28 protein-coding genes are annotated in these 11,513 nt (G+C 43.8%); 1 reads left to right on the top strand and 27 read right to left on the bottom strand.

All coding sequences use genetic code 11. From position 1 onward, the window contains the following. Nucleotides 1-183: 183 nt before the first annotated feature. The 21 genes from N6H06_RS21150 to N6H06_RS21055 form a co-directional block, all read right to left on the bottom strand. Complete coding sequence (locus tag N6H06_RS21150) at nt 184-507, bottom strand: hypothetical protein (RefSeq protein WP_263707899.1); 324 nt, start codon at nt 505-507, stop codon at nt 184-186. Next, nucleotides 504-704, bottom strand: coding sequence for a hypothetical protein (locus tag N6H06_RS21145; RefSeq protein WP_263707898.1), 201 nt, complete (start codon nt 702-704; stop codon nt 504-506). Before N6H06_RS21145 ends, N6H06_RS21150 begins: the two co-directional genes overlap by 4 nt. 13 nt (nt 705-717) lie before the next feature. Further along, entirely contained in the window at nt 718-1,212 is a 495-nt protein-coding gene (locus N6H06_RS21140; protein WP_318527599.1) for a RusA family crossover junction endodeoxyribonuclease, read from the bottom strand. 289 nt (nt 1,213-1,501) lie between these two features. After that, nucleotides 1,502-2,020, bottom strand: a complete 519-nt coding sequence (locus N6H06_RS21135) for a dUTP diphosphatase (RefSeq protein ID WP_263707897.1) — start codon at nt 2,018-2,020, stop codon at nt 1,502-1,504. Nucleotides 2,021-2,034: 14 nt separating this feature from the next. After that, nucleotides 2,035-2,274: a hypothetical protein gene (locus N6H06_RS21130; protein WP_095317379.1), complete on the bottom strand. Its 240-nt coding sequence runs from the start codon at nt 2,272-2,274 to the stop codon at nt 2,035-2,037. 9 nt (nt 2,275-2,283) lie between these two features. Continuing rightward, entirely contained in the window at nt 2,284-2,541 is a 258-nt protein-coding gene (locus N6H06_RS21125) for a hypothetical protein (RefSeq protein WP_263707896.1), read from the bottom strand. Nucleotides 2,542-2,559: 18 nt separating this feature from the next. Next, the gene (gene ssb, locus N6H06_RS21120) at nt 2,560-2,979 is read right to left on the bottom strand and encodes a single-stranded DNA-binding protein (RefSeq protein WP_263707895.1); all 420 of its coding nucleotides are present in this window, start codon (nt 2,977-2,979) and stop codon (nt 2,560-2,562) included. Continuing rightward, nucleotides 2,980-3,192 (bottom strand): hypothetical protein, encoded by a 213-nt coding sequence (locus tag N6H06_RS21115; RefSeq protein ID WP_263707894.1) that lies wholly within the window; start codon nt 3,190-3,192, stop codon nt 2,980-2,982. Next, nucleotides 3,193-3,369, bottom strand: coding sequence for a hypothetical protein (locus N6H06_RS21110; RefSeq protein WP_216924716.1), 177 nt, complete (start codon nt 3,367-3,369; stop codon nt 3,193-3,195). After that, complete coding sequence (locus N6H06_RS23210) at nt 3,356-3,523, bottom strand: DUF6011 domain-containing protein (protein ID WP_404830373.1); 168 nt, start codon at nt 3,521-3,523, stop codon at nt 3,356-3,358. Before N6H06_RS23210 ends, N6H06_RS21110 begins: the two co-directional genes overlap by 14 nt. A 7-nt stretch (nt 3,524-3,530) precedes the next feature. Further along, complete coding sequence (locus tag N6H06_RS21105; RefSeq protein WP_263707893.1) at nt 3,531-3,668, bottom strand: hypothetical protein; 138 nt, start codon at nt 3,666-3,668, stop codon at nt 3,531-3,533. Then, on the bottom strand, nt 3,656-4,042 hold the full coding sequence (locus N6H06_RS21100) for an HNH endonuclease (protein WP_263707892.1): 387 nt from the start codon (nt 4,040-4,042) through the stop codon (nt 3,656-3,658). Before N6H06_RS21100 ends, N6H06_RS21105 begins: the two co-directional genes overlap by 13 nt. A 3-nt stretch (nt 4,043-4,045) precedes the next feature. Continuing rightward, on the bottom strand, nt 4,046-5,134 hold the full coding sequence (locus tag N6H06_RS21095) for a sigma-70 family RNA polymerase sigma factor (protein WP_263707891.1): 1,089 nt from the start codon (nt 5,132-5,134) through the stop codon (nt 4,046-4,048). 366 nt (nt 5,135-5,500) lie between these two features. Next, nucleotides 5,501-5,770 (bottom strand): hypothetical protein, encoded by a 270-nt coding sequence (locus N6H06_RS21090; RefSeq protein WP_263707890.1) that lies wholly within the window; start codon nt 5,768-5,770, stop codon nt 5,501-5,503. Beyond that, on the bottom strand, nt 5,746-6,030 hold the full coding sequence (locus N6H06_RS21085) for a helix-turn-helix domain-containing protein (RefSeq protein WP_263707889.1): 285 nt from the start codon (nt 6,028-6,030) through the stop codon (nt 5,746-5,748). Before N6H06_RS21085 ends, N6H06_RS21090 begins: the two co-directional genes overlap by 25 nt. Further along, nucleotides 6,027-6,227 (bottom strand): hypothetical protein, encoded by a 201-nt coding sequence (locus tag N6H06_RS21080; RefSeq protein ID WP_263707888.1) that lies wholly within the window; start codon nt 6,225-6,227, stop codon nt 6,027-6,029. The genes N6H06_RS21085 and N6H06_RS21080 overlap by 4 nt, the downstream gene beginning before the upstream one ends. A 3-nt stretch (nt 6,228-6,230) precedes the next feature. Next, nucleotides 6,231-7,043 carry an ATP-binding protein gene (locus tag N6H06_RS21075; protein WP_263707887.1) on the bottom strand — a complete coding sequence of 271 codons (813 nt, stop codon included), beginning with the start codon at nt 7,041-7,043 and terminating at the stop codon, nt 6,231-6,233. After that, nucleotides 6,973-7,737, bottom strand: coding sequence for a helix-turn-helix domain-containing protein (locus tag N6H06_RS21070; RefSeq protein ID WP_263707886.1), 765 nt, complete (start codon nt 7,735-7,737; stop codon nt 6,973-6,975). The genes N6H06_RS21075 and N6H06_RS21070 overlap by 71 nt, the downstream gene beginning before the upstream one ends. A gap of 126 nt (nt 7,738-7,863) precedes the next feature. Further along, complete coding sequence (locus tag N6H06_RS21065; protein ID WP_263707885.1) at nt 7,864-8,085, bottom strand: hypothetical protein; 222 nt, start codon at nt 8,083-8,085, stop codon at nt 7,864-7,866. 12 nt (nt 8,086-8,097) lie between these two features. Continuing rightward, nucleotides 8,098-8,979, bottom strand: a complete 882-nt coding sequence (locus N6H06_RS21060; protein WP_263707884.1) for a BRO-N domain-containing protein — start codon at nt 8,977-8,979, stop codon at nt 8,098-8,100. A gap of 20 nt (nt 8,980-8,999) precedes the next feature. Then, nucleotides 9,000-9,230 (bottom strand): helix-turn-helix domain-containing protein, encoded by a 231-nt coding sequence (locus tag N6H06_RS21055; protein WP_212930112.1) that lies wholly within the window; start codon nt 9,228-9,230, stop codon nt 9,000-9,002. A 144-nt stretch (nt 9,231-9,374) separates the two neighbouring features. Here N6H06_RS21055 and N6H06_RS21050 point away from each other — a divergent pair, with 144 nt between their 5' ends. Continuing rightward, entirely contained in the window at nt 9,375-9,584 is a 210-nt protein-coding gene (locus N6H06_RS21050; protein ID WP_263707883.1) for a helix-turn-helix domain-containing protein, read from the top strand. A 222-nt stretch (nt 9,585-9,806) separates the two neighbouring features. On the opposite strand, the gene N6H06_RS21045 is transcribed toward N6H06_RS21050, so the two are convergent. Genes N6H06_RS21045 through N6H06_RS21020 form a run of 6 tightly spaced genes read right to left on the bottom strand, consistent with a single transcriptional unit; the run spans nt 9,807 to nt 11,509 of the window. Then, entirely contained in the window at nt 9,807-10,034 is a 228-nt protein-coding gene (locus tag N6H06_RS21045; protein ID WP_263707882.1) for a hypothetical protein, read from the bottom strand. A gap of 47 nt (nt 10,035-10,081) precedes the next feature. Then, nucleotides 10,082-10,351, bottom strand: a complete 270-nt coding sequence (locus tag N6H06_RS21040; protein ID WP_263707881.1) for a hypothetical protein — start codon at nt 10,349-10,351, stop codon at nt 10,082-10,084. Further along, nucleotides 10,344-10,505 carry a hypothetical protein gene (locus tag N6H06_RS21035; protein WP_263707880.1) on the bottom strand — a complete coding sequence of 54 codons (162 nt, stop codon included), beginning with the start codon at nt 10,503-10,505 and terminating at the stop codon, nt 10,344-10,346. The genes N6H06_RS21040 and N6H06_RS21035 overlap by 8 nt, the downstream gene beginning before the upstream one ends. An 11-nt stretch (nt 10,506-10,516) precedes the next feature. After that, a complete protein-coding gene (locus N6H06_RS21030; RefSeq protein ID WP_263707879.1) occupies nt 10,517-10,735 on the bottom strand; it encodes a hypothetical protein in 219 nt (72 codons plus the stop codon). 22 nt (nt 10,736-10,757) lie between these two features. Then, nucleotides 10,758-11,093, bottom strand: a complete 336-nt coding sequence (locus tag N6H06_RS21025) for a YopX family protein (protein ID WP_263707878.1) — start codon at nt 11,091-11,093, stop codon at nt 10,758-10,760. Then, the gene (locus tag N6H06_RS21020; protein WP_263707877.1) at nt 11,090-11,509 is read right to left on the bottom strand and encodes a BC1872 family protein; all 420 of its coding nucleotides are present in this window, start codon (nt 11,507-11,509) and stop codon (nt 11,090-11,092) included. The genes N6H06_RS21025 and N6H06_RS21020 overlap by 4 nt, the downstream gene beginning before the upstream one ends. Nucleotides 11,510-11,513: the final 4 nt, after the last annotated feature.

Below are 11,513 nucleotides of genomic sequence, written 5' to 3'. Positions count from 1 at the left end.
CCGCTCCTACAATCTCCGACCAACGAAGCGCGAGCTTTAAACCTTCAACGCTCCCTATGACTAAGACATCCCCTTTCCGATTCGTGAATTCTTCCACGAACTCTTCTAGGCTTATCCCCCTGAAATCTATGGATTGGCCGCCCTTTAATAAAATCCTAATCCCGCTCATTTCTTCTCCCCCCTCTACATCATTCCGCGAATAATCAGTGCCGTTACCAACAGGAGAGCCAATAAAACGTAACGGGAAATGACTAATTTCAGATGTTCAATTGGTTCGTCCCTTACTTTTTGGCGAGGGAACTTTGTTAAAAACCACACAACTATCATTAGTCCAAATGCAGTAACGTAGGTTAATTCCACTAATCCCAAGACCGGGACTACAAACCAGTTCCAATAAAACATCAACAGCAGAGGATTTAAAAACACCAATCCGATTTGCAATGCTAAATTTATAGTCGAAATCACAACGTCTTCCTCTTTGCTAAAAGTCTTCTCTTTTGCAGTCATTCCTGTTCCCCCTTGTAATAAATTGACGATAGTTTTTCCTTGTATTCTTTTACATACTCTCGCAATAGGCGCTCTTCTAAAGTTAGCTGGTGTCCATCCGATACCGCCTTTTCATATCCATGAAGTGTGGCCGCTAAACTAAATAGCGTAAGGGCAACCTCGTCCTCAGTCAGTTGGATAGTAAATGTTTCGTTCATTGCCTCTCCCCCTCTAGCTATTTTGAATGGCTTCCGTCCATCTACTTATGATTCCTCTTGTGTCTTTCTTTTTCCGTTCAGGTAGCGGGCGCTCGATTACCTTAACTTCGGCTCTCGGCGAATCGCTGTATTTTTTCTCGATGACAAGCCGTGTAACTTGGTTGTCATCCCGCCAGATGATGCCTGTCATGCCGTCTTTAATACCTTTTACATAGTTGTCCAAATCCGGCTTTGTTACCGGACGTAATTTGCCCGCCCTGGCAAGCTCCTGGCGCCACTTAGGCATGCTCTTTGGTATTTGCTTATACACGGTGACAGATAACTCTATTTCGCCCTCGTATGGCGTTTCTGGCTTATATTGACTCGCAACCAACTTTACATACTGTTTATAGTTGCGTGAGGTAGGAGGGTCATACATAATTGTCCGACCATTTGCTGTTTTGCTAGCCCGCGGCCGCCCTTGTGCCTGCACCTCTCCATCTATGGTAAATTCAATCACGTTCGCCATGATCCCAATCCCTCCACACACTCTCTTTTTTGGATATGATTCTAAGGGCGATGCTGGTCGCTATGATAATAGCAATCAAAATCAATCCTAACCCGCCTATTATGTGTGGTAGCCATATCATATTTGCGTAACCTCCTCGCAAACTAAGCATCTTCTTGTCCAGTTTCCGTCGACCACCCTTAATCTAAATGTGCCAGCACCACACTTGCAGCGGCCGACTCGCGTAATCTTCTTAACTTCGGGAGCAGGGCCGTATCTCTGCTCCCTCACAGCGTCACCCCAGCGCTTTTTAGCCATGTACACCAGTAGAACCAAAGCCCCCGGCGCCTCTCTTTGTCTCTGATAGCTCCCCAGCCTGCACTAGCTCAATTTCAGGCAGCTTTTGGATTACTCCCTGGCAAACTCTGTCGCCTTTACGGACTATATATGTTCCATCGGGATAACGGCTTGCCGATGTATCTAGCACATACTTTCCGTCAATGCCCGCTATTAGAGATACGTAGTTCTCTCCACCTTCTTCGATGTTGTCAAACATCATCGCTACCTCTCCGCGATAGTCCGAATCTATAACACCAACGGAATTAGGCTGCCGTAACTTTGTTTTGTAGCTGATACCAGACCGCGGCATGATATACAGCACATAGCCAATCGGTAGCTCAAAAGCCAGCCCTAGCGGCACTTTTTTGGTTTGTCCTGGCTCAATAATGACGTCCTCTGCCGCATAAAGGTCAAAGCCAGCCGCCCCCTCGCTCCCGTATGTTGGCATTACCGCGTTTTCGTTTAATAGCTTGATCTTTACTTGTTCCATAAGCGCCTCCATTTTTATAATCCGTATTGTTTTTTCTTCTCCCTCAGCACATCAATCATGAGGGAGAATGTTTCTTCCATACGCGTTGGTTCGCTTGTGATTTCTTCGTTAATAACCCTTTTTATGCGCTCTCTTTTTCTCTCAATCCTCTGGATGTTTGCTTTTATGTCATCGTCCAATTTCTCAGGGTCATAGGCGTATTTGCTGTCTGGATTACGATCTTTTTTTCGTCCGTAGTTGTATTTCTGACTCATGGCGCCCCCCTAAAACAAGGAAAGTTGTTCATTAGTCCCAACCTTCTCCGCTATCCAATTTGACAAATCGTCTTGATTGTGACGCTCTCCCTCGACTAATCCCTTTGCCTCTCGGTAATCACGCACGATCTCGTTGCACCAGATCATAAATTCGTAGGTTTTCCAGGTGTCGCCTGGTTTAAGACCTTTATCTATCAGGTAAGCCACAAATCGCGGATTGCGGGAATCGGTATCAAAGTCACTTTCTTTCACTGGTGTCCCGTACATAACAGTTCACCTTCTTCCTTAAAATGGTAAATCATCATCGGAAATGTCTATGCCTCCCCCACCGCCGAACGGGTCGTCATATCCGCCTTGGTCGCTTGTGTCGCTTTGACCTTTGCTGCCTTTAGGCTCCAGGAATTGGACGCTTTCAGCCACAACCTCAGTAACGAACACCCTTTTCCCTTCGTTGTTGTCATAGCTCCGCGTTTGGACACGGCCGTCAACTCCTGCTAGGCTCCCTTTTTTCAGGAAATTGGCGACGTTCTCAGCGGGTTTGCGCCAAATAACACAGTTGATGAAGTCCGCTTCCCGTTCTCCTTGCTGGTTTGAAAACGGCCGATTTACGGCAAGCGTGAAATTGGCTACTGCCACTCCATTAGGGGTAAAACGTAACTCTGGGTCGCGTGTCAATCGCCCTACAAGCACTACGCGGTTTAGCATCTATACCAGCTCCTTTTCTACATCCGTAAATTGCACTTGATGGGCAAATACTACCCTTACCGTCCCATCTTCTAGCTCAACTACCGCACAAACATCTATCCCTTCTTCCATATCGCCGTCTGTATAAAATCCGTGGAAGTATCCTGTTGTCTCAGGAATCTTGTATCCTTTTGGCTTTACAATAACTGTTCTTAAGCTTTTTCTTGGGTTCATCTAAACCAACTCCTTTTCTATGGCCGCCAACGCCTCGACCTCATTACTAACTGTGTAATCCCGTCCTGTAAGTGTGCTCTTTACAAACAAGCCGCCTTTATGCGGGTATATCCTCGCTATGATTTCTATTCCATTTGTTATTGTTGCGTAGCCTGGACGGTGATTAATCTCCCACATGTTCCGCTTCCCCCTCTAATAGTTTTGTAAGGTCCATTTCTTTGCCGTAGTTCACTTTCTCCGCGCAAGTTTTCCCGTACCCTCTGCGCTGGCTAACTTCGCTCTTTAGCACCCGACCGCACCTCTTGCAGTTTTCGTGTAACTCGTTAGACATGTATGCCCTACCAATCTGCCAGGGGTTTACGGACCCGCCCCGGCACCTTTTCTTTGTCCAATACCTGCTCAGTTTCATTTTCTGCGTACACTTGGATGACCAACAGCCTTTCGTCCCCTTCCCGATGGTAGGTTAGCCACCGCATAACAACCTCTCCCGTTCTTCCCGTTCCAAATCTTCTTGGTCTTTGTAATAGTTGGAACCATATTTTTCTTCAAACACCCTTTGCCAGTATTTCAGCCGTTTTTGTTCCAGCTCTGCATGAATGGCGTGGTGGCAATCGTTGCAAAGAAGTAGTCCATTCGTGAATACTCCGCGCCCTTTTCCACTGCCCTTCGGCTTTACGTGGTGGATATGGACGCCTATTCCACCGCATTCCTGGCATGCTCCCCTAAAATGGCGCTTTATTTTATTCCTCACAGACTCAGGAAACTTGCCTCTGTCCGCTCTTTTTCTTCCACGCCTTTTATACTGCGGTTTCTCAACCGCTCTAACGGGTTGCTGTGATAGGTCTTTCATAAGCTATACCGCCGTTTCTTTGGTTACTTCTTTTTGCCATGCCCAATAATACAAGTCCCTTTCTGCCTTAATCAGTAGTTGGTCTTTAGATGCTTCTTGCTGCTCTTTCAGTTGCTTTATCTCGACCCTAAGCTTTTTGTTGTCTTCTTCCAATTTGTGTATCAATGTCTTTAATGCATCCATTTCAGGGTTTGAGTCAGAATAGTTTGGCGTTACTTCCTTTTCTCTTAACAACTTCGGTTTGGCTTCCACTTTGGAACCCCCTTGTTTTTTGTTGAGTTGACTTTTGTAGGTGTATAGCGTCCCTACATTACAGCCAGTTTCCTTTGCAATTTCACTTGCACTTTTATTAGTTTCAACTAACATCTTTTTCGCCAATTTCAGGTTTCCTTTAGCCATCGGTTCTCCCTCCAAGTAAAGTTTTAAAAGCGGGGCAATGCGATTTTTGATAATCCGACTTACTTGCACTTGGCTTACTCCGATTTCCTCAGCTATTGTTGTTTGAGGATGTCCTTCGAGTGTCATTTGTGTAATTACTCTCATTCGTTCATCTAACAGGGAAAGGAATTCCTTTACATCCTGTTCCGTTTCATCCTTCGTGTTATCGCTTGTCAAATCAGCAACTTTTACGTCTTTCCCGTCATCGCCGTGAACCACACTGTCAAGCGAAACTATTGAACCACCCAAATAAGAAACCGCTTCTTGCGCAATTGCTTTCTCAATCTCTAGCTGGTCAGCTATTTCTTCAATCGATAATTGCTCCCAGTTGTCTAAATACCGTATCTTCATGACAGCTAGTTTTACTGACCTAGTTAGTTTTAGATCAGGGTTGTAGTCTCGAAATTCTTTCCGGATTTCGAAGCTGATTTTGGGTACTGCATAAGTTGAAAAAGCCAACTCTCTTTCCGGTTCGAATCTATCGACTGCTTTGATTAGGCCAATCGTACCTACCTGAATTAAATCTTCGTAGGGGATGCCCGCTAGTTCGCCTCTGGACTTAAACTGCTTGCATACATGATGCACTAGCCCGATGTTGTCCATTATCATTTCATTTCGGCTTTTTTGTTCCCGCGACAACACAGCAGTTTCCAAAACTTCACCTTCTCACTAGGTTGTTTTTGTGCTTCCATTTTAGGAGTTGCCGCAGTGAACATCCGTTTATCTCAGCAACAACTGCATCCTTATAACCTTTGTGTTTGAGCCTCCTATATTCCGTGACTGTCAAAGTGCATTCAGCCTTTGGCGGAAGCCCTCTGCCGTAGCTTGATACGCTTTTTAACCCCTTGTTGATTCGCTTTTCTTCCGTTTCTTTTAACAGATCATTGCCAATTTTGCGAAGTCTATAGTAATGGTCACATGACTTGCAATGCGTGTCTGTTTGCAAAGCACCGAATGGGCAATTATTGCAATGGTTTTCTGTTATTTGCATTTGTTCGTGTAGTAATGCTTGCCGCTTGTTCATGCGAAAAACACTGTCTTCCTTGGCCTCAATTGCCCCTTTTCCTGCAAGTCAAGCGCAAGTATCAATACATCTGCTTGACTGCGTTTCAAATAACGGGATACCTCCGATAAGGTGCGGCCGTCATTATACAATTGCTTAAAAATCTGCTTTTCTCTGGGCGTCCAGGTATAGTCAATGTCCATTCCTGCAACGTAGCAATTAAGCTTTAGCCGTTCTTTTTCACGATTCCAGCCGTTCTTTTTTATAAAGCTCTCCGTCGCTTGCATGACTCTTCCCTCCATTCGGCCAACTGCCGCAACCGCTTGGCCATGATTACTTTGTTATAGTGCTCCTTCCTTGCCCGACAGGCCGAGCAGCTACATGCTGCCGTTGCAAATCCGCCAGGTACAGGCGTGAGATGGTTTCTGGTGCACTCTTCCGGTTTTCCAAATAGGATTTTATCCCGCGTCCTCTCTATCACTTCGTCCATTTCCTTGAGCGTGTCGGCGCCAGCAGCGGCCAGCGCCTTTCTGTATGTTTCGATCATGCCGTCATCCCCTTGAGTTCCGATTTTTCATACCAACAAACATCCTTTGAGTCACCTAGCAATCCTCTTTCAAACGAAACCCTGTTAATCGCTCTTTTCTCGGATGTATACACACCAACCACATGGACTTCTTCGTACCTACGTCCGTACGCAATGGTGTATCTAACGGTCTTATATAGCACAACATAGACCCTCACGTTTTAGCCCTCCTTGAATTTCCTTAATCTGTAGTCGTCTCCCTCGATCTTAATGGGATGGACTCCCTCCATCGCCCTGGAGAAATTACGCGGCCCTAAATGTTTTTGTAGTTCTTCATGTTCGAGATTGGTTGTAAATATCGTGTGTTTGCCTATCCTGGCGTCAATAATCTCGAATAGCTTAGATACACCCCACGTAATTTCGCCGTTCTTAGGCTTTTTTGTTTGTTCAGCTCCTAGATCATCTAAAACAAGGCAATCTACGCGTTCCAGGGCATCTAGTAGCTCGTTTTCGCTTACGTCAGACTCTTTATCCCATGTCCCCTTAATCTTCGTCAGAAGCTTAGGAACGCTTATAAAAATGGACGTTACGTTCTTTTTAGCAAGTTCCTTCACCGCCGCCGCAGCTAAGTGGCTTTTTCCAAGTCCATAATCACCCCTAATCAGCAACGGAACGGGGTTTTCTTTGCTGAAATTTTGTACATAGCGCATAACCGTCTGTTTTGCTTTTTCTTGGCTAGGGTTGGCAGGCTCGTAACTTTCGAATGTTACGGCCTTTAGACGGTCGTTAATAATGCTCTCTTGGTCAAAAAGCTTTAATGCCTTCATCTGCTCCCTGCGTTCCAACTCTTTGCGGGCTTCTTTGCCAATTCGTTCGTCCTCCGCTTTGACTAGGGAGCAGTAGCCACAGCTTAGCTTCCCGTCAACTATTAACAGGTAGCGGGAACAATCAGGGCAACGTTCATCAGAAATTTGGGGTAAATTCTTTATCGAAGTTGTACCCTTCGTATTCATTGCGTCCGCTAGACTCCGCAACCTCAGCACCCCCCTCGTATTCTTTAAAACATTCGTTATGCAGGAACGTTTTAGCATGTTTGATATACTCGGTCGCTGTTTTCTTCTGCTCTATCTCGCGTTTGTAGCCTGCCAAACCGTCCATGATTTCTTGTGCAGAGTGTTTCTTTCTTACCTCACGCCATTTACGGTAAGCCATCTTTTTGTCTACTTTGCGAGGGTAGAGTTTCCAAAACTCTTCAAACTCGGTTGAGTAAGAACCAGGAGCAGGTTTCTGCTCGGTCTTTTTATCAGTACTTGGTTTATCAATACTTAGTACATCAATACTTGGTATATCAGTACTTAGTAGTTGCGGGTTTTCCATCGATGGAATTTCCATTGATGGATTTTCCGTAAATGGATTCTCCATTGATGGAAAATCCGTATATGGTTGTTCAAACACTGCCGTTTCCCAAACAAACTTGCCGCCTTCTCCTTTTCTTCTAGTCCGCTTCATGTATTTATGGTCCTTCAACTCTTTGATTGCTGATTTCAAAGAGTCTCGGCCATCCTTGGCGTGCTTTTCTAGCTCTGTATCATGAAATGTCCAATCGTCAGGCATGGAAAGCATATAAGCAAGTAACCCCTTTGCCTTCCACGAAAGACGTTTATCATTCAGGCCCGTCCGGTTCATGACGACATAGTTTGATGTTTTGCTAACTCGGAAGATGCCCATTTTTCTCACCTCAAAAATGCTAATTTGTTAAAAAAGGTGTACTAACAGCAACGTTTTATGGTATACTGTTAGTACCTAATATTTGTAACGGTTGTTACCTAGCCTCTGTGTCAGCAGTGGCTATTTTTATGTCAAAAAACTTGTTAGAGCGTTTGCGATGGTTTGCGCCTCATCTTCTTCTAACATGACTGTTAATTGTGATGCAGGCTCGTAAACGGTATGCCCTTTAGTAGATGCCGTTTCATTCACCTGGTATTGCGTTAAGGTTATATCAACTCCACCATTAAAGTTTGAAATTTCAATTGATGCTTCTCCATCTTTAGTTTGCAATAATGTTCGTCTAAGCATGTTAAACCCTCCTTATACAAGACTTCCGATTGATAATTCTTTGACAATTGTTGTGTAAATCTCTTTCAGACGCGCATCAGATTCAATGACTTCTAGCTTTGTAGCCTCTTTTATTCTTGTGGCCGTAGCGCCGCTTTCCTCCAACCTGTCTTTCAAATTCAGTAGACGTACGCTGAGCTTGCACCGCGCTCGTTCTTCTAACAGTTGATAGCTCTTGCGTCTAATTTCTTGATGTCCGTAGTTGGAGCTATTAACCGCTTGATTGAGCATGCGGATAATTGACTTACGCCAATTGTCATCTTTGTGCAGAAACGTGTCTTTGATGACTGTCACAGTAGTTTCCAGACCCTTGATTTGTTCATCTCGTTTAGCGTCTTCAAGCTCTTTTCTTGCCATCCCGTCCCACAGTTGTTTAAACATCTGTAATTCTGGACTGAGGCTTTCTACCGAAAGAGACTCATTTTTTTCAAGGGAGTAGGAACCCGTTTTGCGGATGCTTGGAATAACTTCATGTGTAATCCATCTTTTAAATTCCTTCGCCTCGGCTTTTCGACTAGATAAAACTAAGCTGTAAAGTCCAAACTCATTAACAGTTGCTAGTTTTTGCTTTCCTCCAAGGGTGTCGATTAAATCTACCCCCTTTTCATCTTCATCAAGTCGAGCTATAACGTCGCGATTATTTTTGATTTCCAAAATGCTACATACATCTTTCACAACAAACCAAGGCTCCCCATCTCGTTCAACAATCCGCAATTCATGACCCTCAAACATTTTCGTTAGTTGGTTCATAGTTTCTTTTCTCCCTTCATGAGTAGAACGCAAAATTGCGTTCTTTTTTTGGAAGGCACAAGATTGTGCTTTCTTAACAAAACTATACTCACCGTAACCACCCAATCATTTCCGCCTCGGAGCCACTAGCTAGCGGCTCCTTTATCGTTATCAGCCAACTTGATTAAATCGCCAATATCGCAATTAAGTGTTTTGCATAAACGGACAATAATATCAAAGTGAATGGCTTTCTTTTTGCCGTTTAGCAATGCGGAAATCGTAGTACGGGATACCCCGGACTTTTCGTGAAGTTCTTTAATCGACCTCATATTGTTTTTGGCCATTTGTTCTAGGAGTTTGATGTTCACGTAATTCACTATTTTCCACCTCCCTCCCTATGTCGTTATTATATCACTCTATATAATCATTGTAAACACATAGATGGTTATTTATTTTCACGTGTTTACATTTTGACTCCCTTTGTGTATAATGATACACAGAATATGATTGAGGTGATTACGATGATCGTCAAAAATAATTTGCGCGTCCTTATGGCTAAACACAAAATGAATATAAAAGATGTTGCTGAAAAAACTGGATTAAGCCGCACCACAATTTCCAAGCTTTATAACGAGCAATCTACAACAATTGCATTTGAGACAATTTACAAGCTTTGCAAGCTTTTTGACGTTGATGTAAACGACTTAATCTACTTTGATGAAAATGAATAAATCCACACTGCCTATTGCATAAGTCGTATACAATATCAGGAAGGAGGGGCGCGAACCAAAGCGGATCAGCTCCTTTTTGTCATGTATAAATGCGAGCAAAATTGCGCGCATTGGCGAACAAAATAAGTACGTATGTTCGATTTTCGGGTAGAAGAAAGGGAGAAAGAAGCTCTCCCTATACGACTTTACTAAAGGTGATGCCCCGCACAGGGCGGGGATAAATCACAAACCTAACTCTTCAATTCTCTTCAAGGTGTCTCTGTCCTCAAGAAGATTACGTTCTATGGACACTAACGAGCTTTTATACCTTTTTAAATCATTCTCTGCTTCTTCAATCCATCTTTTATATCTATTAGCATCCAACTCGTGTTGGTTGATGTAACGAGACAAAGCTTTTTTATAGCCGTTTTCGCACATACGTTTTAGCGTCTCGTCTGATGGGATGTCCATCTTTACACCTCCTATTATTACCCCGCACAGGGCGGGGAGTGAGATACCTATACTTCTTCTACTTTCAAATAATTCTGTTCAAAAGCTTCCTTTTCGTGGACGTTGAAGCCCGCGAATGAGTCCCCTGTGATATAGTCACCTTTGTTCGCGTGAGCGGTGACACCAAAGATATTCCTCTTAAACGTGATATAGGGTTCTGGGTTGGCCGAACAATGCACACACAGGCTTGCCCCTATAAACTCTTTTATCTCCTGAAAGTTATATCCGGTAAATTGAATAGCCTCAACTACCGCGAATTTTTGGGCGTATTTAGCCATTCCGTTCCTCCTTTACCTTTTCAACTTTTGCTAGATACATTTTGGCAGTACCAAGAGCCAACCATTCTTCAAAAAAATATTCCGCTTCCTCTCTTTTCTCAAATTCGTTAACTTCCACTTCTCGGTCGCTCCATTCTCGGACGACTATCCACATTTGGGTTCCTCCTATACAGTAGTGGCCTTGCTAGCTATAACACTGCCAACCTTTTCAATTCTTCCATCATCCACGGCACTATTTTGAATATCCCAGAAATTACCTTTCATATCTGTGCACATGATGCCTTTATGTGTTCTTCTTACGAAAACAGATTTCCTTATAGGATTTCTCTCACTTGCAGAGTGATTAATTAATATATCTCCAAAACTTAATCTTAAAGCAGCCATTCCGTTTCCCCTCCTTATAGGCCTAGTAAATAACTTCTGCAACTTGGCAATGCAGATTTACTTCTGACAGGAGACGAATCGCCATCAATTCATTGCTTTCTGCATAATACGCTCCGTCTTTAAAGATTACTTTCCAGTCAAAATTTTCGTCATCGCTTAAATAGTCCCCCTCATAAATTTTGTCGTCGTCTTTATCCTTTAGTCCGGTATATTGACCTACTCGACCCACTGGTATCCAATCGTCATCCGGTCCTCCATGTTCTAACAGATACCAAGTGTTTGTATACTTGTCGTAATTAACAGCGGTGCCGTATACCCACTCCGCACCGTCGTAACCGCGAAATTCGATTTCTCTCATTGTTCAACATCCTCTCTCAAAGTAAGATACGAATCAGGAATGGCTAATACCGCTTGGCAAATGGCATCCGCGAGCGTTTCTTCTTCCATCTGAATTTGCCTTACGGATGGCCGAAGCTCAGGGTTATGCGCCTGCAAGCACACGCGATAACCTTCCTCAGACGACCGTATTTGCCATGCACAGTTAACCTTTTCAAGCACTTGAAATGCTTGTTCGATATTTTGCACGGGCGACCATTCGCGTTGGTCATATGACCCTATGAAATATGACGTTTCGTTCACTTCGTCATAAACCGATACAGGGCGGTTGTCGTTATCACAAACAACTTTCCAACCCATTATTTTTTCCGCTAGTTCCATATCCCAACACAACTTGACATCGTTTTCGTCGTAATCATACAAGCTGTCTACATCCACTACA

The sequence above is a fragment of the Shouchella tritolerans genome, assembly GCF_025770735.1.
Taxonomy (GTDB): domain Bacteria; phylum Bacillota; class Bacilli; order Bacillales; family Bacillaceae_D; genus Shouchella; species Shouchella tritolerans.
Note: the sequence above shows the minus strand (reverse complement) of the source record. Positions and strands in the feature narration are given on the sequence as shown.

What these genes read in the sequence shown, in the direction of transcription:
- N6H06_RS21100 (WP_263707892.1), bottom strand. Translation starts at nt 4,042, where the DNA reads ATGAAAGACCTATCACAGCAACCCGTTAGAGCGGTTGAGAAACCGCAG.
- N6H06_RS21045 (WP_263707882.1), bottom strand. Translation starts at nt 10,034, where the DNA reads ATGGACATCCCATCAGACGAGACGCTAAAACGTATGTGCGAAAACGGC.
- N6H06_RS21115 (WP_263707894.1), bottom strand. Translation starts at nt 3,192, where the DNA reads ATGAACCCAAGAAAAAGCTTAAGAACAGTTATTGTAAAGCCAAAAGGA.
- N6H06_RS21030 (WP_263707879.1), bottom strand. Translation starts at nt 10,735, where the DNA reads ATGGCTGCTTTAAGATTAAGTTTTGGAGATATATTAATTAATCACTCT.
- N6H06_RS21050 (WP_263707883.1), top strand. Translation starts at nt 9,375, where the DNA reads ATGATCGTCAAAAATAATTTGCGCGTCCTTATGGCTAAACACAAAATG.
- N6H06_RS21150 (WP_263707899.1), bottom strand. Translation starts at nt 507, where the DNA reads ATGACTGCAAAAGAGAAGACTTTTAGCAAAGAGGAAGACGTTGTGATT.
- N6H06_RS21105 (WP_263707893.1), bottom strand. Translation starts at nt 3,668, where the DNA reads ATGCGGTGGCTAACCTACCATCGGGAAGGGGACGAAAGGCTGTTGGTC.
- N6H06_RS21025 (WP_263707878.1), bottom strand. Translation starts at nt 11,093, where the DNA reads ATGAGAGAAATCGAATTTCGCGGTTACGACGGTGCGGAGTGGGTATAC.
- N6H06_RS21130 (WP_095317379.1), bottom strand. Translation starts at nt 2,274, where the DNA reads ATGAGTCAGAAATACAACTACGGACGAAAAAAAGATCGTAATCCAGAC.
- N6H06_RS23210 (WP_404830373.1), bottom strand. Translation starts at nt 3,523, where the DNA reads ATGTCTAACGAGTTACACGAAAACTGCAAGAGGTGCGGTCGGGTGCTA.
- N6H06_RS21140 (WP_318527599.1), bottom strand. Translation starts at nt 1,212, where the DNA reads ATGGCGAACGTGATTGAATTTACCATAGATGGAGAGGTGCAGGCACAA.
- N6H06_RS21035 (WP_263707880.1), bottom strand. Translation starts at nt 10,505, where the DNA reads ATGTGGATAGTCGTCCGAGAATGGAGCGACCGAGAAGTGGAAGTTAAC.
- N6H06_RS21070 (WP_263707886.1), bottom strand. Translation starts at nt 7,737, where the DNA reads ATGGGCATCTTCCGAGTTAGCAAAACATCAAACTATGTCGTCATGAAC.
- N6H06_RS21090 (WP_263707890.1), bottom strand. Translation starts at nt 5,770, where the DNA reads ATGCAAGCGACGGAGAGCTTTATAAAAAAGAACGGCTGGAATCGTGAA.
- N6H06_RS21125 (WP_263707896.1), bottom strand. Translation starts at nt 2,541, where the DNA reads ATGTACGGGACACCAGTGAAAGAAAGTGACTTTGATACCGATTCCCGC.
- N6H06_RS21085 (WP_263707889.1), bottom strand. Translation starts at nt 6,030, where the DNA reads ATGATCGAAACATACAGAAAGGCGCTGGCCGCTGCTGGCGCCGACACG.
- N6H06_RS21145 (WP_263707898.1), bottom strand. Translation starts at nt 704, where the DNA reads ATGAACGAAACATTTACTATCCAACTGACTGAGGACGAGGTTGCCCTT.
- N6H06_RS21040 (WP_263707881.1), bottom strand. Translation starts at nt 10,351, where the DNA reads ATGGCTAAATACGCCCAAAAATTCGCGGTAGTTGAGGCTATTCAATTT.
- ssb (WP_263707895.1), bottom strand. Translation starts at nt 2,979, where the DNA reads ATGCTAAACCGCGTAGTGCTTGTAGGGCGATTGACACGCGACCCAGAG.
- N6H06_RS21135 (WP_263707897.1), bottom strand. Translation starts at nt 2,020, where the DNA reads ATGGAACAAGTAAAGATCAAGCTATTAAACGAAAACGCGGTAATGCCA.
- N6H06_RS21110 (WP_216924716.1), bottom strand. Translation starts at nt 3,369, where the DNA reads ATGTGGGAGATTAATCACCGTCCAGGCTACGCAACAATAACAAATGGA.
- N6H06_RS21065 (WP_263707885.1), bottom strand. Translation starts at nt 8,085, where the DNA reads ATGCTTAGACGAACATTATTGCAAACTAAAGATGGAGAAGCATCAATT.